The sequence below is a fragment of the Stakelama saccharophila genome (genome assembly GCF_032229225.1).
Taxonomy (GTDB): domain Bacteria; phylum Pseudomonadota; class Alphaproteobacteria; order Sphingomonadales; family Sphingomonadaceae; genus Sphingomonas; species Sphingomonas saccharophila.
On record NZ_CP135076.1, the window covers coordinates 46952 to 69549 of the forward strand.

The following is a 22598-nucleotide window of genomic DNA, read 5'->3' on the forward strand; positions in this document are numbered from 1 at the left end:
GGCTGCGCGGCGTCGTCACGCACCTCGCCTCCGTCATCCCGGACTTGATCCGGGATCCATTGGCGCTCGCGCGACAATTTGGGCGAAGCGTCGAATGGATCCCTGAATCCAGTTCAGGGCAGGCTCTGACTTTCGTCAGGATGACGGAAGGGTGAGCATGCTTGAACCCGGCACCGACCCCGCCTAACGCATCGCCATGTCGTCCGACCCGCGTTTCGGCCTCCGCCGCCATGTCACCTTGCCGGGGCCGCTCGCCCTCGACAGTGGCGCGACGCTGGCGCCGGTCGAGATCGGCTACGAGACCTATGGCGCGCTCAACGAGGATGCGAGCAACGCCGTCCTGATCTGTCACGCGCTGACCGGCGACCAGCATGTCGCCTCCGACCATCCGATTACGGGCAAGCCCGGCTGGTGGACGCGCATGATCGGGCCGGGCAAGCCGATCGATCCGATACGGCATTTCATCGTCTGCGCGAACGTCATCGGCAGTTGCATGGGCTCCTCCGGCCCGGCAACGATCGATCCGGCGACGGGCGCGCCGTTCGGCATGGCGTTTCCCGTCATCACCATCCGCGACATGGTGCGCGCGCAAGGCGCGTTGCTCGATCATCTCGGCGTTCAGCGGCTGAAGGCGGTGGTCGGCGGGTCGATGGGCGGGATGCAGGCGCTGAGCTGGCCGGCAACCTTCCCTGCCCGTGTCGGCGCGGTGGTGGTGATCGCCTCGACCTCGCGCCACTCGGCCCAGAATATCGCCTATCACGAGGTCGGGCGGCAGGCGATCATGGCCGATCCGAAATGGCGCGGCGGAGACTATTACACCGCGAACGATCCGCCGAGCGCGGGCCTCGCCGTCGCACGGATGGCGGCGCACATCACCTATCTGTCCGAAGCCGGGCTGACCGAGAAGTTCGGACGCCGCTTCCAGGCCCGTAAAAACGGCGAGGCGGGGGCGAAGTCGTTCGGCTTCGACGCCGATTTCCAGGTCGAGAGCTATCTGCGCCACCAGGGCCTGTCGTTCAGCGACCGCTTCGACGCCAATTCCTATCTCTATATCACCCGCGCGCTCGATTATTTCGACCTGGCCGAGGAACATGGCGGCATGCTGGCGAATGCGTTTCGAGAGACGCAGGCGCGGTTCTGCGTCGTCAGTTTCGACAGCGACTGGCTCTATCCCACCCGCGAATCACGCACGATCGTGAAGGCGCTCAACGCGGCGGGACGCCATGTCAGCTTCGTCGAATTGTCGAGTCCGTTCGGCCATGACGCCTTCCTGCTCGATTCGCCCGAACTCAACCGCGTGGTCGACGGCTTTCTGAGGACGGGAGAATGATCGAACTTTCCGACGACCGCGACCGGCTCGATATCGAGCGCATCCACGGCTGGCTCGCATCGAGCTACTGGTCGCCCGGCATCGGGCGCGAGCGCGTCGAACGGGCGATCGCCGGCTCGCATTGCCTCGGCGCCTACCACGAGGGAACGCAGGTCGGCTTTTCGCGGATGATCACCGATCATGCGACCTTCGGCTGGCTCAGCGATGTTTGGGTCGATGCGGACGTGCGCGGGCAGGGGATCGGCCGGCGCATGGTGCGCTGGTTCCTCGACCATCCGGACTTTCAGGACATCCGACGGATGGCGCTCGTAACGCGCGACGCGCACGGCGTCTATGCAACACTTGGCTTCGGTCCGCCGGCGCGGCCGGAGCTGTTCATGGAGCGCCTGTCGGAAGAGGCGAAGGCATGGCTGGCATCGGGGCGATGACCGGTCTTCGCCCCGATCTGGCGGTGATCGCCCGCAATGTCGCCGAGGGCACGCGCGTGCTCGATATCGGCTGCGGCGACGGCGCGCTGATGGCGGCGCTGCGCGACACGCGGGGGGTGGATGCGCGCGGGCTGGAGATCGATCCGGTCAATGTCGCAGCCGCGGTCGCGCGCGGCCTGTCGGTGGTGCAGGGCGATGCCGATACCGACCTCGCCGACTATCCCGACCAGAGCTTCGATTACGCGATCCTCAGCCAGACGCTGCAGACATCGACGCGGCCGGGAGCCGTCCTGAACGACCTGTTGCGGATCGGGCGGCGGGCCTTCGTGTCCTTTCCCAATTTCGCGCACTGGCGGGTGCGGCTGTCGCTCCTTTGGGGCGGACGCATGCCGGTGACGCGGCTGCTGCCCGAACGCTGGTACGAGACGCCGAATATCCATCACGTCACCATTGATGACTTTCGCGCCATGGTGGCCGAACGCGGCGTCGTGGTTGAGCGGTCCTGGTTCCTGTCGGGCGACAAGCGCACCGGTTCAGCCGCGGCCAATCTGTTCGCCGAACACGCGGTATTCCTGCTCAGCCGCAACTCGCGACCGCGTTAGATCGGCCGGGCAGTGCCACCGGTGATGCGGTCGATGACGTTCTGATCGCGAATCTTGCGATAGCGCGCCATCACCAGGCTGAAGATGCCGAAGACGAGCAGGCCGGCGGCGACGGCCTGATAGAGCCAGGTCATGCTTTGCAGCGATTCCAGCGCTGCCTGGAATCCGATCTGCTGCGCATCGGTGCTCCACGCCGATTCGAGGATGTGCCATCCTAACACCAGGAACACCACCGCGCGCGCGGCATAGCCGATCCGGCCCACCGCTTCCGCCCAGCGCGGCGCGTCGATGTCGAGCAGATACATGAAATTGGCGGTCGCGGCCTTCACCGCCTGGTTGAAGGCCGCCCCGACGAAGCCGATGCCGATCAGGCCGAGCACGATCCAGCCGCCGGGGAAATCCATGATGGTTTCCGCCGCCTGCGTCCCGCCGCTGGAGCCTCCGGCGCCGCCGCCGCTATCCAGTGCAAGCCTGACCGCCAGATAGGCCAGGACGAGATGTGCGATGCCGCTGCCGACATGGCCGACCCGCTTCGCCATGCCCGTCCAGCCGGCGCCGGCGCCCTGAATGTCGAGCGCCGCGCCATAGATGCGGAAGATGCCGTAGCCGATCAGGCCGACAGCGGTGGCGATCAGGACGACCCTCCCCGCGGGCAGGTTGCGGATGTCGTCGAGCACGCTTGCCGTTCCCTCGGCATGCGCGGTCGCGAGCGTCAGATAGCCTAGCAGGAAATAGACGAGCGCCCGGGCGAGATATCCGGCCCGGGCGAAGTGCTCCAATCGTGCGATTCGCTTCACGGCTCGTACCTTCTCCCATTTTGAAGAAGGGGAGCGCGCGAGCCGGCGCCAAGTTCCCGTTACGCGATCAGAACGGCACGTCGTCGTCGAGATCGTCCGGGAAGCCGCCGCCGAAATCGGTGCCGCCCATGCCGCCCGACTTGTCCCCGCCCGAATTGAACGAGCCGCCGCGGCCCGAGGACTGGCCGCCGAAATCACTGCCGCCGCCCCAGTCGGAGCCACCGCCGCCGCCCTGGCCGCCGGGGCTGTCGAGCATGGTCATCGCGCCGTTGAACCCTTGCAGCACGACCTCGGTCGAATAGCGGTCATTGCCCGACTGGTCCTGCCACTTCCGCGTCTGGAGCTGGCCTTCGATATAGACCTTCGATCCCTTGCGCAGATAGCGCTCGGCGATGTTGGCGAGGCCTTCGTTGAAGATCGCGACCGAATGCCACTCGGTCTTTTCGCGGCGCTCGCCGGTATTGCGGTCCTTCCACTGCTCCGAGGTGGCGATGCGCAGGTTCACCACCTTGCCGCCATTCTGGAAGGTGCGGCTTTCGGGATCGCGGCCGAGATTGCCGATCAGGATCACCTTGTTCACGCTGCCGGCCATTTCGCTTCTCTCCCTACAATCCGAGTGCCACGGCGAGCCAGTATGTCGCCCCTGCCGCGATGTAGGCGAGCACGAACAAATAGCCAACCATGAAGGCGGGCCATTTCCATCCATTCGTCTCCCGCCTGGTAATCGCGATGGTCGAAATGCACTGCGGCGCGAAGACGAACCACATCAGGAAGGCGAGCGCGGTTGGCAGGGTCCAGCGCTTGCGCAGGTTCGACACGATCTCGCGCTCGCCGGCACTGGCATCCGGATTGTCGACGGCATAGACCGTGCCGATCGCCGACACCGCCACCTCGCGCGCCGACATGGCGGGGAGAAGCGCGAGCGCGATGTCCCGGTTGAAGCCGATCGGCGAGACCACCTTTTCGATCTGGTGGCCGATGCGCCCGGCGATCGAATAATCAACCGGCGAGACGTCCGATCCGGCAGGCGGCTTGGGAAAGCTCAGCAACAGCCAGAGGATGATCGTGGTGAAGGCGATGATGGTGCCGGCGCGCTTCAGGAAGATGCGCGCGCGTTGCCACAGGCCCAGCGCGAGATCATCGAGCCGCGGCCACTGATATTTGGGCATCTCCATCATGAAGCCCGACGATTCGCCCCTGGTGACCGTCCGCCTGAGCACGAGCGCGGCGACGAAGGCGCCGACGATGCCCATGACGTAAAGGCCGAACAGCACCAGCCCCTGCAGCCCGATGCCCGGCAGGACCTGGCGCGCCGGGATCATCGCGCCGATGATGATGGCATAGACCGGAAGGCGCGCGGAGCACGTCATCAGCGGTGCGATCAGAATGGTGGTCAGCCGGTCCTTCTCGTCGTCGATGGTACGCGTCGCCATGATGCCGGGCACGGCGCAGGCGAAGGAGGACAGAAGCGGAATGAAGGCGCGTCCCGACAGCCCTGCCGCCGCCATCAGCCGGTCCATCAGGAAGGCGGCGCGGACCATGTATCCGCTCGCTTCCAGCACGAGGATGAAGGCGAACAATATCAGGATCTGCGGCAGGAACACGACCACCGCCCCCACCCCGGCGATCAGTCCGTCGACGATCAACGAGCGAACGAATCCCTGCGGCAGCGCGTCGCCGACCGCACCGCCGAGCCACGCCATGCCGTCCTCGATCCAGGCGATCGGCGCTTCCGACCAGGCGAACACCGCCTGGAACATGACGAACAGCAGCGCGAACAGCAGGACCGATCCGAACACCGGATGGAGCGCGACCGCGTCGATGCGGTGTGTCCAGCGCCGGGTGGCGGTTTCGGAAACGGTGGCCGCTTCGGACAGTGCGCGCGCGCGGCGTTGCAGCGTCACAATGTCGTCGTCGATATGGCCGTCGCTGGGGCGCACCCGTTTCGCGCCGGGATGCACCGCCGCCGCCATCGCCGCCTTCAATTCCTCCAGGCCGCGCCGGCGCACCGCCACGGTGGGAATCACAGGGACACCGAGTTCGGCCTCCAGCACCCCGGGATCGAGCGTCAGCCCGTCGCGCTCGGCAAGGTCGATCATGTTGAGCGCCACCACCACCGGCAGGCCGAGCGACACCAGTTGCAGCGTGAAGCGCAGATGGTTGTCGAGATTGGCGGCATCGACCACCACGACGATGGCATCGGGCAGCCGCTCGCCCTCCTGCGCGCCGATGACGACGTCGCGCGTGACCTGCTCGTCGGGGCTGGACGGTTCGAGGCTGTAGGCGCCGGGAAGGTCGACCAGCTCGACCGGACGGCCGTCGGCCAGCGCCATGCGTCCGGCGTGGCGTTCGACGGTGACGCCGGGATAGTTGCCCACCTTCTGCCGCGCGCCGGTCAGCGCGTTGAACAGGGCGCTCTTGCCGGCATTGGGATTACCGACCAGCGCGACGAGAGGCGCAGGCGTCATCAGTCAGGTCGATCGGGCAAAAGGATCAGGGAAGGACGTGGATCGCCCCCGCGACATGGCGCCGGAGTGCGATCGTCATGCGGCCGATCCGGCAGGCGACGGGGCCACGCCCGAACGCTGCCTGGTGCATCATCTCCACGCCGACGCCTTCGTCGAGCCCCAGTTCGCGCAGGCGGCGCGCCTCCGGCCTGGCCAGCATTTCCCAGTCGATCGCTGCCACTTTCGCCGCCGTACGGCGCGGAAGCTGCGACAGGCGAATCGGCGGAGCGATGGTGGTGGCTACGTTCATAATGAGAGTGAGTATCAATAACTCCCCTCAAAGGAAAGGCCTAAATGGGCGATCCGCTGCAAACGCCCGCTTCAGATGGCCGGATAGCGCAGCCGACCGACGAAGCGCGACAGGCTGATCCGCCGGTCCCGGCCGCGACCGAGCCACTTCGCCTTCGCCTTTTCGAACCGCATGATGCCCTCGATCCGCCGCGCGAGGAAGGCCCGCGTCTGGGCCCACCTTTCCGATTCGTCGTCGAGGAAGACGGTGATGGTCGCGGCATAGACGCCGGCCAGGATGCCGCGCTTGGTATAATGGTTGTAGTCGGTGGCCACATCGCCCGCGAGGCGCCACATCCGATCGGCCGAGCGCCAGCCCAGCTTCGCCGCCCGCGCCACATTCTGCGGCATGGCGAGTACCGCGACGGCGCGGCGCAACGCCTCGCGCTCACCCGCCAGCAGTTCGAGCCGCTTTTCGACAAGCGCCGCGATCCGCTCGCGAATCTTCATCTCGGCCAACGCCTCGGCGGGCAAGGCCTCTGCCATGCGCGCATCGATATACGCGAACCAGGCGTCGATCAGGTCGACAGCGCCGCCGGGGAAGGCCAGCCGCGCGACATCGGCGTCGACACCCACCGTCCGCGCCGCGGCGTCGACCGCCTTGGGCGACCAGCCGTCGAACGCGGCGTTGACCGGAAGCTCCGGCGCCAGGGCGGCGCGGATCTCGTCGAGCGTGGCATCGGCGGAAAGGGTCGTGGCGGCCATCATCATCTCCTCGCGGCACCGATATAAGCGGTGGCGTCGGCTGCGTCACGCCGTGTCATTCGTCGTCGGGCGCCAGCCACCGCAGCGTCACCGCACCGTCGCTGCCGCCGGGCCCGTCGACGCGGTGCGCCGACACCCCCGCGCGGGTCAGCGTCGTCACCACCGTTCCGACATGCGCATCCGGCCCCGAAACGCCGATCGGCGCCTTCACGCGCCTGCCGGCCCAGATGACGAGTTGCAGGGCCTGCTCGCCGGCATCGCTCAGCACGTTCGCGCTCTCCTGCTCCGATTGCGCCTCCTGCTTCGGCGGTTCCGTAAACCCGATTTCCGGCAGCGGCGCGGCGGGCGGCACGACCTCGACCGACCAGTCGCTGGCAACCTTCGCGACGCGGGCCTCGAGCGCCCGGTACGCGGCGAGTCCGGTATCGGGCAACGGCTGGGCATTCACGACCGCGCGGCGATGATCGCGATCGAGCAACACGGAGCCGGGCTCGACACCCGCGACGAGCGCCAGTTGCCGGACAAGCTGCGCCGCCGCCTGGTCCGCGGCCTGCCGGCGTGCATTCGCCTGCGCGGCAGCAATCTGCTGCGCCTCCGCGGCCGCGCCGGTGGACACCCGATATTGTTCCAGCGTCACGGTCACCGGCTCGCCGAACAGCCGCGTCAATGTCGTCTGCGCATCGCGTTCGGCGTCGGATTCGAATTGCGGCGTCAGCACCGTCGCATCGACCCGGATGGGATCGTATTTCACGTCGATCTGGCTGATGCGCGAATCGTCGCCGAACTGGCTGGCGACGACATCGCGCACGTCGCGCTGCGCCGTCGCTTCCCAGGCGATCTGCCGCAGCGACAGGCCCAGCGGCACGGCAAACGCGATCAGCGTCGCGACCATCAGCACGGTCTGCAAGATGGTATGCTGCGGCGACAGGTCGGAGCCGAAGCCGTAGAGCCGCGCCATCCCGGCCGCCGCCAGGGCGATCGTCATCAGGTTGGTGAAGAACAGGATGGTGGAGCCGGTAAACACCGTCCAGTTGAGCGTCGCGAGACCATAGCCCATCACCGCGAGCGGCGGCATCAACGCAGTGGCGATGGCGACGCCCACGATCGTGCCCTCGCGTCCGCGAACCATTGCATAGGATCCGGCGAGCGCGGAAAACAACGCCACCAGCAGGTCGAACAGATTGGGCTGGGTGCGCGCCGCGATCTCTTCGGTCACGTTCTGCAGCGGCGACATCAGCACGATCAGCGCGCAGAATATGACCGCCAGCACGACGCCCAGCGCCAGCGCGACAGCGGATTCCCTGATCTCTGCGGAATCGAAGGTGGCGAGACCGAAGCCCAGCCCGATGATCGGTCCCATCAGCGGCGAGATCAGCATCGCGCCGATCACCACCGCCGGCGATGAGAGCAAGAGACCCAGAACGGCGATGCCCGCGGACATCAGCGTCATGAAGGCGTAGCGTCCGCTCCAGCCGGATTCGCCGCGCACCCGGTCGAGCACGCGGACGTGATCGACGGTCGCCACGATATGGTCGTGCCACCAGACGACGATCGGATTTTGCTGCAAAAGCGCGGGCGCGGTCATGGTCGCGCGGGCTTAGGGGCTTTGCCTCGGCTTTTCCAGTCGGTAGGGACGACCGGGCAGATCAGCAAAGGGGAATACATATGGCGGAAGCGGGCACCGTGCCGGAAAAGGCTGCATCCGCGCTCCGGGGATTTCTGCGCAGCGAGGCGTCGGGCGGAATTGTCCTGATCGCCGCCGCGCTGGCGGCGATGATCGTGGCGAACGTGCCGGCGACCTCGGAAGGCTATTTCCATTTCCTGCACGCCGAAACGGGGCCGCTGATCAACCCGAAATACGGTCCGATGACAATGCACATCTGGATCAACGACGGCCTGATGGCGATCTTCTTCTTTCTCGTCGGGCTGGAGATCAAGCGCGAGTTCGTCGATGGCCGGCTCGCCACGTGGGAGCGCCGCCGCCTGCCGGTGGTCGCCGCCGCCGCCGGCATGATCGCGCCGGCCGTCATCTACCTCGCCGTCACCCACGGCCGGCCCGACCTGCAATCGGGCTGGGCGATCCCGGCGGCGACCGACATCGCCTTCGCCATCGGCGTGCTCGCCCTGCTCGGCAGCCGCGCGCCGGCCTCGCTGAAACTGTTCCTGACCACCGTCGCGATCGTCGACGACATGGGCGCGGTCGCGATCATCGCGCTTGCCTATACCAGCGAGCTGTCGTCGCTCGCACTCGGCCTGGCCGCGCTCACCATGGGGGCGATGTACGTCCTCAACAAATCGAACGTGCAGCGGCTGACCCCCTATGCCGTGCTGGCGGTACTGCTGTGGTATTTCGTCTTCCTGTCGGGCGTGCATGCGACGATCGCCGGCGTGCTCGCCGCGTTCATGATCCCCATCACCAAGTCGCCCGGCGCGCCCGACGATGCAGCCTCGCCCTTGCACCGGCTGGAACACGGGCTGGAATATTGGGTCGCCTTCCTGATCGTACCGCTGTTCGGCTTCGCCAATGCGGGGGTATCCTTTCAGGGCATGTCGCCCGGCATCCTGCTCAACACGCTGCCGCTCGCCATCGCGCTCGGCCTGTTCATCGGCAAGCAGGTCGGCATTTTCGGCATCATCTTCCTGGCCTTCCACACCAAGTTCGCCAAGACGCCGGGCGGATCGACCTGGACCCAGGTGTACGGCGTCTCGCTGCTCGCCGGGATCGGCTTCACCATGAGCCTGTTCATCGGCGGGCTCGCCTTTCCCGGCAACGAACTTCTGGTCGACGAGGTGAAGATCGGCGTGCTCGCCGGGTCCGTATTGTCGGCGGCGGCGGGGTATCTGGTGCTGCGCTTCGCGCCCAGCGTGCCGGTCGAGCAGCAGTGAAACGCGACTGAAAACGCCGTCGTTCACGCCAGGCTGGTTCGCAGAGGAACCGATGTCCGGGTACATGGTGCCTTCGGCGCCGCGGCCGGGCGCTAGATACCGACGGCGGTGCGGATGAAGGCGACCCGTTCGGCCACCGTCGTGCGCGGCAGGTCGACAGGCGTGTAGCCATAATCGCGATAGGTCGCGACCATGACCGCATAGCTGTCGCGCGCTTCCTGCGGTGTCTGCTTGCGTTCGGGATCGGTCGTGAAGATCTCCTCCCACCAGGGAGCGATGAAGACGCGGGAATTGTAGCGATGGGAGCGTGCCGCACGGTCGATATGTTCCGGCACCGCGAGCCCGGAAATGCGGAGGAAGCCGATCACGTCCGGTATCCCCCGGTCGAGGACGACCGTCCGGCCCGATGCCGCCGCGCTTTGGTGCGCCGCGACTTCGCGAACGACCATCTTCTCGGCAAAGGCAAGGTGGTCGGACCAGGGCAGCGCGCTGCCGCCACGCGCCAGCTCCTCCTTGATGATGGCGCGGCCGACCTCCGGACTGGTGGCGATGCCCTGCGCCGCCAGGGCATCGATCAGCGTCGATTTTCCCGACCCAGGGCCGCCGGTGATGACGTGCAGCCGATCGACCGGGTCGCTCACGGCCGGCCCATGCGGGCAGGGCGACCCGATCGCCCGGGCCGCCCTGCTGGAAAAGTCGTCTCGGACAATGCTCAGAGCTTTTCGGTCAGCTCCGGCACCGCCTTGTAGAGGTCGGCGACCAGCCCGTAATCGGCGATCTGAAAGATCGGGGCATCCTCGTCCTTGTTGATGGCGATGATGGTCTTCGAATCCTTCATGCCGGCAAGGTGCTGGATGGCCCCGGAAATACCGATGGCGATATAGACTTCCGGCGCCACGATCTTGCCCGTCTGGCCGACCTGATAGTCGTTGGGGACATAGCCGGCGTCGACCGCCGCGCGGCTCGCACCGACCGCGGCGCCCAGCTTGTCGGCGAGCGGTTCGATGATCGAATGGAAATTCTCCGAATTCTGCAGCGCGCGACCGCCGGAGACGACGATCGAGGCGCTGGTGAGTTCGGGACGGTCACTTGTCGCGATGTCGGCCTTGACGAACGTCGACAGCCTCTTGTCCCCCGTGGCGGAAACCTGCTCGATCTCGGCCGAGCCGCCCTCCGCGCTCGCCTTGTCGAAAGCGGTGCCGCGCGCGGTGATGACCAGCTTTGTATCGCTCGTCTTCACCGTCGCGATGGCGTTGCCGGCATAGATCGGCCGGGTGAAGCTGTTCTCGCCCTCGACCGAGAGGATGTCGGAAATCTGCATCACGTCCATGAGCGCGGCGACGCGCGGGGCGATGTTCTTGCCGGTGGTCGTGGCGGGCGCGACGAAGGCATCGTGATGCTCCATCAGATCGACGATCAGCGGCGCCACATTTTCCGCGAGCGCATGTTCATAGGCCGCATCGTCGGCGACATGGACCTTGCCCACGCCTTCGATCTTCGCCGCAGCCTGCGCCACGGCATCGCATCCCGCCCCGGCGACGAGCAGATGCACCTCGCCCAGCTTCGACGCCGCCGTCACGGCGGCCAGCGTGGCGTCCTTCAATTCCGTGTTGTCGTGTTCGACCCAAACCAGAGTCTTCATCATTTCGTCCTCTCGATCCCGTCCCGCTTTCGATCCCGTCCGGGCTGGGCCTGTCGAAGGCCTGTCCTGTCTTCACCCGAAGTAGAAGTACCGCCCTTCGACAAGCTCAGGGCGAACGGAGGGTCACTTCGGAAGGCCCAGCGCCTTCAGCTTGGCAACCAGTTCGTCCACGCCGGCGACCTTTTCGCCCGCCTGCCGCTTGGGCGGCTCGGAGACGTTGGTCACGGTCAGGCGCGGCGACACGTCGACACCATAGTCCTCAACCGATTTGGTATCCATCGGCTTGGACTTCGCCTTCATGATGTTGGGCAGCGACGCATAGCGCGGCTCGTTGAGGCGCAGGTCGGTGGTGACGATCGCCGGCAGCGTCAGCTCGTCGGTCTCCAGCCCGCCGTCGACCTCGCGGGTGACGGTGACCTTGCCGCCTGTCCCGGACCCCGATCCGGGGTCGCCCAGCTCGACCTTGGAGGCGAAGGTGCCCTGCGCCCAGCCGAGCAGGGCGGCGAGCATCTGGCCGGTCTGGTTGTTGTCGTCGTCGATCGCCTGCTTGCCGAGGATGACGAGTTCGGGCGACTCGGCCTCGACCACCTTGGCGAGCAGCTTGGCGACGCCCAGCGGTTCGATGCGCTCGTCGGCGGTGATCAGGATCGCGCGGTCGGCGCCCATGGCAAGCGCGGTCCTGAGCGTCTCCTGGCACTTCTGCTCACCGATGGAAACGGCGACGATCTCTTCGACCGGGCCCTTTTCCTTCAGCCGGATCGCTTCCTCGACCGCGATTTCGTCGAACGGGTTCATGCTCATCTTGACATTGGCAAGATCGACGCCCGATCCGTCCGCCTTCACGCGGGGTTTGACGTTATAGTCAAGCACGCGCTTGACCGGCACCAGCACTTTCATCTGCGTCCTTTCCGTTTGTCCGCGCATTACGGCTCTCGGTTAGGCCGAACATGGCGGTTTCCCGCATTTTTCGCAAGACCGGTATGGCGAACCGCCCATGCCGTAACGGCATCGGGAAGGCGCGCCGCCGGTCCTGTCGTCCAACCAACGAAAACGGGGCCGCGACGTATCCGCCCGGCCCCGCAACGCTTTGTCAGCCTGGGGCCGGCAGCATCAGGCCGCCTGCTTCACCTCGCCGACAATCTTCCTCGCGGCGTCGCCCAGGTCGTCGGCGGACACGATCGGCAGGCCGGAATTTTCGAGGATTTCCTTGCCCTTCTCGACGTTCGTGCCTTCGAGGCGAACGACCAGCGGCACCGACAGGTTCACTTCCTTGGCGGCCGCGACGATCCCCTCGGCGATGATGTCGCAGCGCATGATGCCGCCGAAGATGTTGACGAGGATGCCCTTCACCGCCGGATCGCTCAGGATGATCTTGAACGCCGCGGTGACCTTTTCCTTCGATGCGCCGCCGCCGACATCGAGGAAGTTGGCCGGGAACCGGCCGTTCAGCTTGATGATGTCCATCGTCGCCATGGCGAGGCCGGCGCCGTTGACCATGCAGCCGATGTCGCCGTCGAGCTTGATATAGGCGAGATCGTGTTTCGACGCCTCGAGTTCCATCGGGTCCTCTTCGGTTTCGTCGCGCAGCTCGGCGAGATCCTTGTGGCGGAACATCGCGTTCGAATCGAAGCCGACCTTGGCGTCCAGGACCATCAGCTTGTCGTCCTCGGTGACGGCGAGCGGGTTGATCTCGATCTGCGAAGCATCGGTGCCGAGGAACGCCTCGTACAGCTTGGCGGCGGTCTTCTGCGCCTGCTTGGCGAGGTCGCCTTTCAGGCCGAGCGCGGCGGCCACCGCGCGGCCGTGATGCGGCATGAAGCCGGTCGCCGGATCGATGTCCATCGTGTGGATCTTTTCCGGGCTGTTATGCGCGACGTCCTCGATGTCCATGCCGCCCTCGGTCGAAGCGACCATGGCGATGCGGCCGCTCGCGCGGTCGACGAGCACGGCCAGATAGAATTCCTTGGCGATGTCGACGCCGTCGGTGACATAGAGGCGGTTGACCTGCTTGCCATGCTCGCCCGTCTGCACGGTCACGAGCGTATTGCCGAGCATGTCCTCGGCCGCCGCGCGAACCTCTTCCTCGGTCTTCGCCAGGCGGACGCCGCCCTTCGCGTCGGGCCCCAGTTCCTTGAACTTGCCCTTGCCGCGGCCGCCGGCATGGATCTGCGCCTTCACGACGTAAAGCGGCCCAGGCAGCTTCTTCGACACTTCCACGGCCTCATCCACGCTCATCGCGGCATAGCCGGCGGGGACAGGGACACCGAATTTCGCGAGGAGTTCCTTGGCCTGATATTCGTGAATGTTCATGGGGCGGACCTAGCCTTTTGGAGTCGGAGAATTGTGCAGTGCGCTAAAGCACAGTGCGCCGCTCAAATCCACCCCCGGCTCAGCGCACAAGGCCCGTGGCGCAAAGGCCGGCGGAGGCGGATGCGACGCCCCGGATCTCCGGATCGCCCAGCGCGTATTCGGTGGAGAAACCGATCCAGCGACGCAGGGTTCCGCGCCTTCGTCAGGCCGGACAGGCCGCGACCAGCACGATCGAAATCCTCGCGATCCGCATGCGTCCTCGCTATATCAGGACCATGAATCCGGCAATCGGCCTTCTGCTGTTCTTCGCGACCATATTGGGCATGGAAGGGTTCGCCTATGTCACGCACCGCTGGGTGATGCACGGGCCGGGCTGGTTCCTGCACGCGAGCCACCACCGGCCGCGCCGGGGCAGATGGGAGCGCAACGATCTCTACGGCGTGATCTTCGCCATCCCCTCGATCGTCCTCCTGCTCGGCGGGGTGCAGCTCGGCTGGTGGCCGGGCTGGGCATGGATCGGCGCCGGGATCGCGGGCTACGGCGCCATCTATTTCGGGTTCCACGACGTGATCGTGCACCAGCGGCTGCAGCACCGCTATCTGCCGAGATCGGCCTATATGCGCCGCATCGTCCAGGCGCACCGGCTCCATCACGCCGTCGAGACGAAGCACGGGGCGGTCAGCTACGGCTTTCTATGGGCGCCAAGGCCGGAGAAACTGAAGGCCGAATTGCGTCGGCGCGGCCGCGCCTGCGTCCGCGCCCCCGCGCCGCGATGTCGGACGACCCGGTGAGAAAGACTCAGGTGGCTCGGCCGTCTCGGCCATTGTTCTGAGCGATCTGTCGACCGAGGCGGCGTTGCTTTCGCTGCAGACGGCATCGACCGGTTTCCCGATCAAGCGGCTGTGACCGAACTGCACCCGCCCGCACCATCCACACGGAAAAGCGATATCCGCGGATCCCTACGAACGACCTCGCCGCCCGTTCGGACTGAAGGCTGTGGATCGGCGATGAACGCTAGCGGTCGACGAACACGCATGCCCTTTTCCGCGCTTTCACTGGTGGTCGGCAGCCGACTAGTGCCGAATACAGCCGCGGCGAACAATCTGGACATTAGCCGAAGATCCCGGCAGGTGCTGTGGCCGCAACGTCGCCTTTCGATGCGATAAAGGTCAGCATGGGCCCAACCCTTGGCAGCTCCCATTCGAAAAAGAATCGGCACGCATGATGCTTGCCTTTAGCCAATTTGGTGTTCGCCGGCGCGGTTCTGCGCAGCGTATACGCAGCGACCACCTGGTCCAGCCATAGCCAAGCGGTCACGACGTGCCCAAACGCCCGAAGGAACGGCGTCGCATTGTCGAGTGCTGCGTTTGCCTCGCGCCTGCGCAAGACCTGAATCGTTTCCGTCGCCGTTCGCCATGTCGCCGACAGGGTATTAGCAAATTCTGCGAGGCCGGGAATGTCCCGCGCCATCTCGGCCGTCTCGAGTATCTTAACTTCAAGAACCAGCAGACCAGCCCCGTCGCGCAGGATCTTCCGCCCGACCAAGTCGATCGCCTGAATGCCGGTGGTGCCCTCGTGGATGGGGTTCAGCCGGTTATCGCGCCATAGCTGCTCAACATCGAAGTCCCGCGTATATCCATAGCCGCCATGGATCTGGATCGCGATGTCGTTTGCCGCAAGGCCATGTTCCGATGACCAGGTCTTCGCGACCGGCGTCAACAGGCCGAGCAAGGCGGCGTCCTCTGCACAATCCTCGGCGGTGTCCACCAGCCGCGCGCAATAAAGGCACAGCGCCAGCGCACCTTCGACATAGCATTTCTGCTGAAGCAGCATCCGCCGTACATCGGGATGCTCGATGATCGCCACGGCGTTGCCCGAGCGCCGCCCCGCCGGTCGGCCCTGCAGCCGCTCGCGCGCATAGGTGGCGGACAGCAGATAGCTGCGATAGCCCATCGCTGCCGCGCCCGTGCCGACGCCGATCCGCGCCTCGTTCATCATCTGGAACATCTGGCGCAGGCCGTCGCCCGGTTTGCCGACGATCCAGCCGAGTGCGCCGCCATTCTCGCCGAAATTGAGCAGGCAGTTGGTCGTGCCCCGATAGCCCATCTTGTGGTTGATGCCCGCCACGGTCACATCGTTGCGCGCGCCGTCGGGAAAGATTTTCGGCACGATGAACAGCGAAATTCCGGCCGTCCCTTCGGGCAGCGTCCCATCCTCGCGCGGCACCTTGGCGAGCACGAGGTGGACGATATTCTCGCTCGCATCATGGTCGCCACCCGAAATCCACATCTTGTTGCCGGTCAGCCGGTATCGCTCCCCCAACGCGTCGCGGCCATCGAGCACGGCGCGCGTGCGAACGTCGGCGAGGCTCGACCCCGCCTGCGGCTCGGACAGGCACATGGTGCCGAACCAGCGCCCGTCGATCTCGGGCCGGGCGAAGGTATCGATCTGAGCCTCGGTGCCGAACGCGGCGATCAGCCGCGCATTGGCAACGGTGAGCATCGGATAGGCGGCCGTCGCCACATTCGCCGCGGCGAAATAGGCGAAGGACGCCATACAGACCAAATACGGTAGCCCGAGCCCGCCCTGCTCCTCGGGAAAGCCGGCGGAAAACAACCCCAACTCGGCATATTGTGCCAGCGCATCGCCGATCGCGGGGCAGATGCGCACCTCGCCATCTTCGAAGGCTGGCTCCTCGACGTCGCTGCGTTTATAGTGGGTCAGGAACGCTTCGCTTGCGAGCTTTTCCGACAGGTCGAGAATGGCATCGATCGTATCTCGATCGACCAATTTGTCCGCGCGCAGCCAGTCGTGGAGAAGAAAATCAATATCGTCGCGACGAATGAGCTGGGCGGTCATTATACCCTCTTCAGATGATCGTGGTGCCGCCGTCGACGACGATCGTCTGGCCGGTGATATGGCCGCCGGCGTCGGACGCGAGGAGCAGCGCCGGACCCATGAGGTCGGTTTCCCCGCCCAACTTTCCAAGCGGCGTCTGGCGGCGCATCTCCTCGCCATGTTCGTCGACCGTCGCCATCGTCATTTTCGACGGGAAATAGCCGGGTGCGAGCGCGTTGACGCGGATGTTGCGCGGCCCCCATTCGGCGGCGAGCGCGCGCGTCATATTGATGACCGCGCCCTTGGCGGTGTTGTAGGCGATCGTCCCGGGGCGGTCGGGGTGATGGCCCTGCAGCCCCTCGATCGAGGCGACATTGACCACTGCGCCGCCGCCCTGTTTCAGGAATGCCCCCCGCGCGGCGGCCTGGGTCAGCAGGAACAGGCCGGTGATGTTGAGGTCGATGACCTTGTTCCAGCCCTCGAGCGAATGACTTTCCGCGGGTGCGCCCCACACCGTTCCGGCATTGTTAACGAGGATGTCGATCCGACCGAACCGGGCAATCACCCGATCGACAAGGGCCGAAGCCGCATCGCCGGTGCCGAGATCGGCGGCGAAGGCGGCCGCGTCGCATCCGGCGGCCGACAACCGTTCGACCGCGCTGTCGAGGTCGTTCTGCTTGCGCGCGACCAGCGCAAGCGACGCGCCATATTCGCCGAGTGCGCCGGCGATCTGAAGCCCGATTCCCCGCGATCCGCCGGTGACCACGGCCACCCGGCCCGTCAGATCGAACAGACCCTGCAACACGCTTGCCATCAGCTACGCTCGCGAATGATCTGCGCGAAATGCGTCGCGTTCATAAATCCTCTCCTCGAACCGCTTTCCCATAGTCGGCGCGCAGCCGCTGTCTGTCGATTTTTCCAGTCGTCGCGAGCGGCATCGTCAGCACCCGTACGATGGTGTCTGGCAACCACCACCGTGCGACCCGTGGCCGGAGCGCGTCGAGCAGCAGATCATCGCTGAACTCGGCCCCCTTGCGCGGCTCGACTATAAGGATCGGGCGCTCGCCCCATTTGGGATGGCCGCGGCCGATGACTGCCGCCTGCGCCACCTGGGGCAGCGCGCCGACGATCGTCTCGATCTCGCCGGGATTGATCCACTCGCCCCCCGACTTGATGAGGTCTTTCGCCCGCCCGGTGATGCTGACATTGCCCTGTTCGTCGATGACCGCCAGGTCGCCGGTATCGAACCAGCCGTCGGCGTTCACCGCCGGATCGGCATGCCCGAAATAGCGTTCGACCACGCTCGCGCCGCGAGCCTGCAGCCGTCCCTCCTGCCCACGTTGCTTGGGCAGTGGGTTGCCCTCGGCATCGGTAATCAACAGATCGACCCCGATCGGGGGCCGACCCGACTTGGCGGCATCCCGCCTTGGCGCAGAGACCGGCATGGTGGCGCCGAGCGGCGACAATTCGGTCATCCCCCAGCTCGTCTGGACGATGACGCCGAGGCGCTCCTCGAGCCGATCGAGCAGCGCCTGCGGCACCGCCGACCCGCCGAGCATCACCCGTTTCAGCGACGGCACGGCTTCGCCCGTCGCGTCGAGATGATCGGCAAGACCCAGCCAGACGGTCGGAACCCCCGCCGCAACGGTCACGCCTTCGGCATTGATCAACCGCGCAAGGCTGGCGCCATCCTGATGCCGCCCCGGCAGCACTAGCTTCGCCCCGACCGCCGGCGCAGAAAAGGGAAAGCCCCAGCCATTGGCGTGGAACATTGGCACCGCCATCAGCAACGCATCGTTGGCAGTGAGGCCGCTCGCGTCGGCCTGAAGCTGGTGCACGGTATGGAGGTAGTTGGAACGATGGGTATAGGTGATCCCCTTGGGCGCCCCTGTGGTGCCGGACGTAAAACACAGCCCCGCCGGTGCGTTTTCGTCCACCTGCCCCCAGGCCACCGCCTCGCCGCTGTCGGCAAGCAGGCGCTCGTACTGCCATATCGTTGCGCGGCCGCAGCGGGGCGCGCGAAACCCGCCCCCCGGTTCATCGAGCAGGATGACGTGCTCGATCGCAGGGCATGCGGTGACCAGTGCGTCGGTCAGGTCGACGAGATCGGGACTGACAACAAGCACCCGGTTGCCGGCCTGGCGGATCATCGCCGCAAGATGCTCTTTGGCGAGCCGCGGGTTCAGCGTATGGCACACGATACCGATGCCGACCGCGCCGTACCAGCATTCCATCTGCGCCTGGCTGTTCCAGCCCATGATGCCGAGATTGTCGCCCTCGCGCAGATCGAGCGACCACAAGGCTCCCGACAGGCGGCGGCTGCGCTCGCGCAGCGCCGCATAGCTGATGCGCGCCGATGCACCGGCGCCACCAGTCACCACCTCGGTGGCCCCATGCCATTTGGCGGCATGATCGATAAAACGGTCCAGCGTAAGTCCGTAAGGCTGGATAGCACCAGGTACGGTGGCGGTCATCGACTGGTCCGGTTTCCTCATTATGACGCCCTTGCCGCGCGGCGTGCGCGGCCCAGGTGGCGGGCGAGTGCGAGATGAAGTGCGATCGCGAGCAGATAGAAGGGCACGAGACTGTAAAAGGCGAGCTGGAGCGAATTGGCTGGATGCGCCGGCCGCAACCAGTCGCTCACCGCGCCTACCCAGGTGGGACCGAGGCCCAGTCCGACCAGATTCATGATCAAGAGCAGCACCGCCCCGGCCAGTGTTCGCTGCCGCGCCGAAACGCTGTTTTGGACCAGCGTCACCGCAGGCGTCAGATAGAAATAGTTGAAGAAGGTCGGCACCGCGAGAAAGCCCATCGCCACCGGCCAGCTCGGCGCATGCACGAAGCCGATGAAGCCCGGCACTGCGAGCGCGAGCGCAATGCCGGGAAGCAGACCATATATCTGCGGCGAGCGCTCGGCGAACCGGTCGGTGAGCCGCCCCGACAGGAAGATGCCGGCACTCACGAAGATGCCGAGCACGAGCGTGTACCAGATAGCGATCTCGTCGAGCGTCATCGCCTTTTCGCGCATCAGGAACAGCGTCGTAAAGCCGAGCGTGCCGTAGGTGACGAACTGCGTCGCCGCCGCCGCGAGCGAGACGAGCGCGAGGGTCGGGCGGATCGCGAACATTCTGACAGTCGCCCAGAAGCTAACCGTTGCGTGCTCCTGCGCGTGCTGATCGATCGCCAAATCGGTCGCGCCGCGCTTCGGCTCGCGGACGAACGTCCCAACGGCCATCGCAGCCATCAGCCCTGCGCCGCCCAGCACGATGAACGCCAGCCGCCAGTCATAGACTGCGGCAATCTTCGCGCCGAAGGCGACGCCCAGCGACTGTCCGATCGGCGGCCCCAGATTGAACAGCCCCAATGCGGTGCCGCGGCGATTGGCGCGAAAATAGTCGGAGATGATCGAATAGGAGGGCGGAACGCCGCCCGCCTCCCCGATCCCGACGCTCATCCGGGCGAGTACCAGCTGCGGATAGGTCTGCGCCATGCCGCATGCGATCGTCGCCGCGCTCCACAGCGCACAGGCCATCATCAGCACCCGGACGCGGTTGCCACGATCGGCGAGCCACGCGACCGGCACGCCGAGGACGCAGTAGAAAAGCGCGAAATACAGGCCGCCCAGCCGTCCGAGCTGCCCGTCGCTGAGGCCGAGATCGTCCTGGATCGGCTTGGCCAGGATCGACAGAAGCTGGCGGTCGAGAAAGTTCAGGACATAGACGAGGCACAGCAGCGCGAGCACGATCCAGGCATAGCCGCCGGTCCGCTCACCAGCATTTGCGTTCGACAGGGTTTCACTCGACATTCTCGTGCACCTCGCTGCGAGCATCGGGTACCGCCTTCCCATCGATACGCGCCGCCCTACCCGATTGACCCTATGTGTTTTCCTTGTCTTCGCCTTGGCAGATCGCCTTGACGCCGGCGGCCATGAAGGTCGTCATGTGCCGTTTGATCGCGACGAAATCATCGGACGAGCACAGGCCATGCGACAACTCGTCCAGCCGCCCGGTGCGCGCCATGTTGTGCGTCATCGCCCCCGACACGAAATGATAGGCCCAGAAGATCCGCTGCTCGTCGCAATCGGGCATGGCCTTCCTGAACAGGTCGAGCAGCGCGAGAACGACCGGGTTGAAATAGTTGGTCATCTTCTCGGCGCCCCAACCCGCCGCGCTGTTCGCCTGCGCCGCGATCTTGCCGAACGACGCCCAGGTTTCCGGATCTTCGATCTGGACGTCGAGATCGGCGTCGATCCAGGCGTGCAGCGCACCTTCGACAGTCACCGCATCGCCCGCGTTCTGGGCATAGCGCCGCATCGCGTCGAGGCGGTTGCGCGACGAAATTGGCGCTTTGCGCGCCCAGACGGCTTCGAAAATGCTTTCCTTGCCGCTGAAATGATAATGGAGCAGCGTTGAACTGACGCCGACGCGCTTGGCGACATCCTTCAGCGTGACACCGTGATAGCCGTATTCGGCGAACAGTTGCTCGGCAGCGTCGAGGATGCGTTCGATGGACTCTTTTCTCGCGCGCGCCTTGTGGTCGCGGCTGCGGGGAGACTTCCGGGTGGCGGCAACCGTACGCCGCGCTTTTTTTGTCGTGCTCATATGATTCACGTGGCGTGCACCGCTCCACCCGTCAACGCGGCCGCTCGGGCGACGGATAGGCGGAAAAACCAATATTGAGCCGCCAGCCGCGTCCCGCCTCGCGCCTCCGCGCGACCAGCCCATCGGCCCAGGCGAAAGCTGCCGGCTTCAGGTCGCTGGCAGGTGACAGCTTCTCGCCTATGTCGAGATAGCCGTGTTGCCGCAAAGTAAAGCGAGGCCAGCGCGGCGCGTCTGCGGCCCGCGGTTCGCCGTCGCGCACGAACGACGCCCAATATCCCATCATCGCATCGGACAGCTGCGCTTCCTGATCGGTCAGGGGCGGTCGCGGCCAGTTCGGCCCAAGCCTGGCCGCTGCGCCGACCTGACCGAAGACATAGGGCAGTTCGCTGGCGTGAAAGGCCGCCAGGTTCCGCTCGCGCTGCGCCGGCGTGCTGTGGCGAAAATAATAAAGATAGGCGGGCTCGCCTGCCGCCGTCTGCTGCCGTGCCAAATATTGCGCGGCCCAGCCGTACAAGCCGTCGCGAATCGACGCCATCACATCGGCCTTTGGATCGTTGCCGGGATAGACGGCAAGGAACGCCGAAGCCCTTTCGCCGAAGCGTCGGCGGACATCGCCGAGATATTCTTGGCGCGTTGCAGGGGCATCGGGCATCAGGAACGGCAGCGACCGGATTTCGCCCTCGTTGAAGCCGGCCAGCACTGGAACCTTCGCCTGCTCGCCGCGCGCGAAGGTTTCGGCGAGTTGGCGGTCGAGCACGAAGCCGTCGATGAGGGGTTCCGGCTGCCAGCCCGTGGCAAGTCCAGCCTTGAACAGCGCCTTGGGATCAGCGGCGCGTAGTTCCTCGGCCGTCGAAATTTCGGCAGCCTCTGCCAGTGCCGACCCTGCTGCTTCGCCCGAAGGCTGGCCCCGTACCGCTTCGTGCAGCGCGCGGTAGGACGGCATGTAGCCGCTTTCTATAATGGCGCCCTCGAACAGGCCGCGCGCGAGCGGGCTGGCTAGAAGTGCGATGGCGCTGAGCCCGCCCGCCGATTCGCCGGCGATCGTCACCCGATCCGGATCACCGCCGAAAGCCTGGATATTGTCATGCACCCAGTGCAGCGCTGCGATCTGGTCGAGCAGCCCGTAATTGCCGGACAGATGTCGCGGCGATTCGGCGCTGAGCGCGGGATGGGCGAGAAACCCCAGCAGGCCGAGCCGATAGTTGATCGACACGACCAGGATTTCGCGCTGCGCGAGCTTGGTGCCGTCATACATCGGCTCCGAACTGCTGCCGCCGACGAGCGCACCGCCATGGATCCAGACCATGACGGGCAGACCCCGAGCATTTTTCGGTGCCCATATATTGAGCGTCAGGCAATCCTCGCTCGGCGTTGCCATCCCGCCCGAATACAGGCCGATCGGCGATTGCGGCGGCTGCAGGCAGGCATGACCGAACCGGGCGCCATCGCGGACACCCTGCCAGGCGGGCGCCGGTTCGGGCGCACGCCAGCGCAGCTCGCCCACGGGCGGCGCGGCATAGGGAATGCCCTTGAAGGCGGCGACCCCGCTATCGGCCTCGACTACGCCCGCGACGGACCCGGCCTCGGTGCGGACCACCGGGCGCACGTCGTTCCCCGGAGCAGCGACCGCGGGCGCGGCGACGAGACAAAGACCGGCAAGCATC

General features: G+C 65.9%; 21 protein-coding genes. 5 read left to right on the forward strand and 16 right to left on the reverse strand.

The features are described 5' to 3' along the window. The first annotated feature begins 196 nt into the window (after window positions 1-196). The 3 genes from metX to metW are packed head-to-tail and all read left to right on the forward strand — an operon-like array spanning window position 197 to window position 2360. Entirely contained in the window at window positions 197-1330 is a 1134-nt protein-coding gene (gene metX, locus RPR59_RS00260; protein ID WP_313915479.1) for a homoserine O-acetyltransferase MetX, read from the forward strand. Further along, entirely contained in the window at window positions 1327-1758 is a 432-nt protein-coding gene (locus RPR59_RS00265; protein ID WP_313915482.1) for a GNAT family N-acetyltransferase, read from the forward strand. The genes metX and RPR59_RS00265 overlap by 4 nt, the downstream gene beginning before the upstream one ends. Continuing rightward, complete coding sequence (gene metW, locus RPR59_RS00270; RefSeq protein ID WP_432280274.1) at window positions 1737-2360, forward strand: methionine biosynthesis protein MetW; 624 nt, start codon at window positions 1737-1739, stop codon at window positions 2358-2360. Before RPR59_RS00265 ends, metW begins: the two co-directional genes overlap by 22 nt. On the opposite strand, the gene RPR59_RS00275 is transcribed toward metW, so the two are convergent. The 6 genes from RPR59_RS00275 to RPR59_RS00300 form a co-directional block, all read right to left on the reverse strand. Beyond that, window positions 2357-3157 (reverse strand): DUF1206 domain-containing protein, encoded by an 801-nt coding sequence (locus RPR59_RS00275; RefSeq protein WP_313915483.1) that lies wholly within the window; start codon window positions 3155-3157, stop codon window positions 2357-2359. The two genes, metW and RPR59_RS00275, sit on opposite strands and share 4 nt — an antisense overlap. Window positions 3158-3224: 67 nt before the next feature. Beyond that, a complete protein-coding gene (gene ssb / locus RPR59_RS00280) occupies window positions 3225-3749 on the reverse strand; it encodes a single-stranded DNA-binding protein (protein ID WP_313915486.1) in 525 nt (174 codons plus the stop codon). 13 nt (window positions 3750-3762) lie between these two features. Further along, window positions 3763-5625, reverse strand: a complete 1863-nt coding sequence (feoB, locus tag RPR59_RS00285; protein ID WP_313915487.1) for a ferrous iron transporter B — start codon at window positions 5623-5625, stop codon at window positions 3763-3765. A 25-nt stretch (window positions 5626-5650) separates the two neighbouring features. After that, window positions 5651-5914, reverse strand: coding sequence for a FeoA family protein (locus tag RPR59_RS00290; protein WP_313915490.1), 264 nt, complete (start codon window positions 5912-5914; stop codon window positions 5651-5653). A 71-nt stretch (window positions 5915-5985) separates the two neighbouring features. Further along, entirely contained in the window at window positions 5986-6657 is a 672-nt protein-coding gene (locus tag RPR59_RS00295; protein WP_313915492.1) for a COQ9 family protein, read from the reverse strand. Between the two features lie 55 nt (window positions 6658-6712). Then, window positions 6713-8242, reverse strand: a complete 1530-nt coding sequence (locus tag RPR59_RS00300; RefSeq protein WP_313915494.1) for a DUF389 domain-containing protein — start codon at window positions 8240-8242, stop codon at window positions 6713-6715. 80 nt (window positions 8243-8322) lie between these two features. Here RPR59_RS00300 and nhaA point away from each other — a divergent pair, with 80 nt between their 5' ends. Beyond that, window positions 8323-9543: a Na+/H+ antiporter NhaA gene (gene nhaA / locus RPR59_RS00305; protein WP_313915496.1), complete on the forward strand. Its 1221-nt coding sequence runs from the start codon at window positions 8323-8325 to the stop codon at window positions 9541-9543. 92 nt (window positions 9544-9635) lie between these two features. On the opposite strand, the gene RPR59_RS00310 is transcribed toward nhaA, so the two are convergent. The 4 genes from RPR59_RS00310 to sucC form a co-directional block, all read right to left on the reverse strand. Beyond that, window positions 9636-10184, reverse strand: a complete 549-nt coding sequence (locus RPR59_RS00310; RefSeq protein WP_313915498.1) for an AAA family ATPase — start codon at window positions 10182-10184, stop codon at window positions 9636-9638. A gap of 71 nt (window positions 10185-10255) precedes the next feature. After that, a complete protein-coding gene (locus RPR59_RS00315) occupies window positions 10256-11185 on the reverse strand; it encodes an electron transfer flavoprotein subunit alpha/FixB family protein (protein ID WP_313915500.1) in 930 nt (309 codons plus the stop codon). 123 nt (window positions 11186-11308) lie between these two features. Continuing rightward, entirely contained in the window at window positions 11309-12082 is a 774-nt protein-coding gene (locus RPR59_RS00320; RefSeq protein WP_313918551.1) for an electron transfer flavoprotein subunit beta/FixA family protein, read from the reverse strand. A 213-nt stretch (window positions 12083-12295) separates the two neighbouring features. Continuing rightward, window positions 12296-13495, reverse strand: a complete 1200-nt coding sequence (gene sucC / locus RPR59_RS00325; protein ID WP_313915501.1) for an ADP-forming succinate--CoA ligase subunit beta — start codon at window positions 13493-13495, stop codon at window positions 12296-12298. Window positions 13496-13770: 275 nt separating this feature from the next. Here sucC and RPR59_RS00330 point away from each other — a divergent pair, with 275 nt between their 5' ends. Further along, the gene (locus RPR59_RS00330) at window positions 13771-14286 is read left to right on the forward strand and encodes a sterol desaturase family protein (protein WP_313918553.1); all 516 of its coding nucleotides are present in this window, start codon (window positions 13771-13773) and stop codon (window positions 14284-14286) included. A 319-nt stretch (window positions 14287-14605) separates the two neighbouring features. Here the strand turns inward: RPR59_RS00330 and RPR59_RS00335 are convergent, their stop codons facing one another. The 6 genes from RPR59_RS00335 to RPR59_RS00360 form a co-directional block, all read right to left on the reverse strand. After that, the gene (locus RPR59_RS00335; protein WP_313915503.1) at window positions 14606-16354 is read right to left on the reverse strand and encodes an acyl-CoA dehydrogenase family protein; all 1749 of its coding nucleotides are present in this window, start codon (window positions 16352-16354) and stop codon (window positions 14606-14608) included. A gap of 10 nt (window positions 16355-16364) precedes the next feature. Continuing rightward, on the reverse strand, window positions 16365-17147 hold the full coding sequence (locus RPR59_RS00340) for an SDR family oxidoreductase (RefSeq protein WP_313915505.1): 783 nt from the start codon (window positions 17145-17147) through the stop codon (window positions 16365-16367). A 40-nt stretch (window positions 17148-17187) separates the two neighbouring features. Next, window positions 17188-18828 carry an AMP-binding protein gene (locus RPR59_RS00345; protein ID WP_313915507.1) on the reverse strand — a complete coding sequence of 547 codons (1641 nt, stop codon included), beginning with the start codon at window positions 18826-18828 and terminating at the stop codon, window positions 17188-17190. Then, window positions 18828-20138, reverse strand: coding sequence for a spinster family MFS transporter (locus RPR59_RS00350; RefSeq protein ID WP_313915509.1), 1311 nt, complete (start codon window positions 20136-20138; stop codon window positions 18828-18830). Before RPR59_RS00350 ends, RPR59_RS00345 begins: the two co-directional genes overlap by 1 nt. A 70-nt stretch (window positions 20139-20208) precedes the next feature. Beyond that, window positions 20209-20934, reverse strand: coding sequence for a TetR/AcrR family transcriptional regulator (locus RPR59_RS00355; RefSeq protein ID WP_313915511.1), 726 nt, complete (start codon window positions 20932-20934; stop codon window positions 20209-20211). A 31-nt stretch (window positions 20935-20965) separates the two neighbouring features. Beyond that, window positions 20966-22597: a carboxylesterase/lipase family protein gene (locus RPR59_RS00360; RefSeq protein WP_313915513.1), complete on the reverse strand. Its 1632-nt coding sequence runs from the start codon at window positions 22595-22597 to the stop codon at window positions 20966-20968. Window position 22598 lies beyond the last annotated feature (1 nt).

What these genes read in the sequence shown, in the direction of transcription:
- RPR59_RS00350 (WP_313915509.1), bottom strand. Translation starts at nt 20,138, where the DNA reads ATGTCGAGTGAAACCCTGTCGAACGCAAATGCTGGTGAGCGGACCGGC.
- metW (WP_432280274.1), top strand. Translation starts at nt 1,737, where the DNA reads ATGGCTGGCATCGGGGCGATGACCGGTCTTCGCCCCGATCTGGCGGTG.
- feoB (WP_313915487.1), bottom strand. Translation starts at nt 5,625, where the DNA reads ATGACGCCTGCGCCTCTCGTCGCGCTGGTCGGTAATCCCAATGCCGGC.
- RPR59_RS00335 (WP_313915503.1), bottom strand. Translation starts at nt 16,354, where the DNA reads ATGACCGCCCAGCTCATTCGTCGCGACGATATTGATTTTCTTCTCCAC.
- metX (WP_313915479.1), top strand. Translation starts at nt 197, where the DNA reads ATGTCGTCCGACCCGCGTTTCGGCCTCCGCCGCCATGTCACCTTGCCG.
- RPR59_RS00345 (WP_313915507.1), bottom strand. Translation starts at nt 18,828, where the DNA reads ATGAGGAAACCGGACCAGTCGATGACCGCCACCGTACCTGGTGCTATC.
- sucC (WP_313915501.1), bottom strand. Translation starts at nt 13,495, where the DNA reads ATGAACATTCACGAATATCAGGCCAAGGAACTCCTCGCGAAATTCGGT.
- RPR59_RS00265 (WP_313915482.1), top strand. Translation starts at nt 1,327, where the DNA reads ATGATCGAACTTTCCGACGACCGCGACCGGCTCGATATCGAGCGCATC.
- RPR59_RS00290 (WP_313915490.1), bottom strand. Translation starts at nt 5,914, where the DNA reads ATGAACGTAGCCACCACCATCGCTCCGCCGATTCGCCTGTCGCAGCTT.
- RPR59_RS00340 (WP_313915505.1), bottom strand. Translation starts at nt 17,147, where the DNA reads ATGGCAAGCGTGTTGCAGGGTCTGTTCGATCTGACGGGCCGGGTGGCC.
- ssb (WP_313915486.1), bottom strand. Translation starts at nt 3,749, where the DNA reads ATGGCCGGCAGCGTGAACAAGGTGATCCTGATCGGCAATCTCGGCCGC.
- RPR59_RS00320 (WP_313918551.1), bottom strand. Translation starts at nt 12,082, where the DNA reads ATGAAAGTGCTGGTGCCGGTCAAGCGCGTGCTTGACTATAACGTCAAA.
- RPR59_RS00360 (WP_313915513.1), bottom strand. Translation starts at nt 22,597, where the DNA reads ATGCTTGCCGGTCTTTGTCTCGTCGCCGCGCCCGCGGTCGCTGCTCCG.
- RPR59_RS00315 (WP_313915500.1), bottom strand. Translation starts at nt 11,185, where the DNA reads ATGAAGACTCTGGTTTGGGTCGAACACGACAACACGGAATTGAAGGAC.
- RPR59_RS00300 (WP_313915494.1), bottom strand. Translation starts at nt 8,242, where the DNA reads ATGACCGCGCCCGCGCTTTTGCAGCAAAATCCGATCGTCGTCTGGTGG.
- RPR59_RS00330 (WP_313918553.1), top strand. Translation starts at nt 13,771, where the DNA reads ATGAATCCGGCAATCGGCCTTCTGCTGTTCTTCGCGACCATATTGGGC.
- RPR59_RS00355 (WP_313915511.1), bottom strand. Translation starts at nt 20,934, where the DNA reads ATGAGCACGACAAAAAAAGCGCGGCGTACGGTTGCCGCCACCCGGAAG.
- RPR59_RS00295 (WP_313915492.1), bottom strand. Translation starts at nt 6,657, where the DNA reads ATGGCCGCCACGACCCTTTCCGCCGATGCCACGCTCGACGAGATCCGC.
- nhaA (WP_313915496.1), top strand. Translation starts at nt 8,323, where the DNA reads ATGGCGGAAGCGGGCACCGTGCCGGAAAAGGCTGCATCCGCGCTCCGG.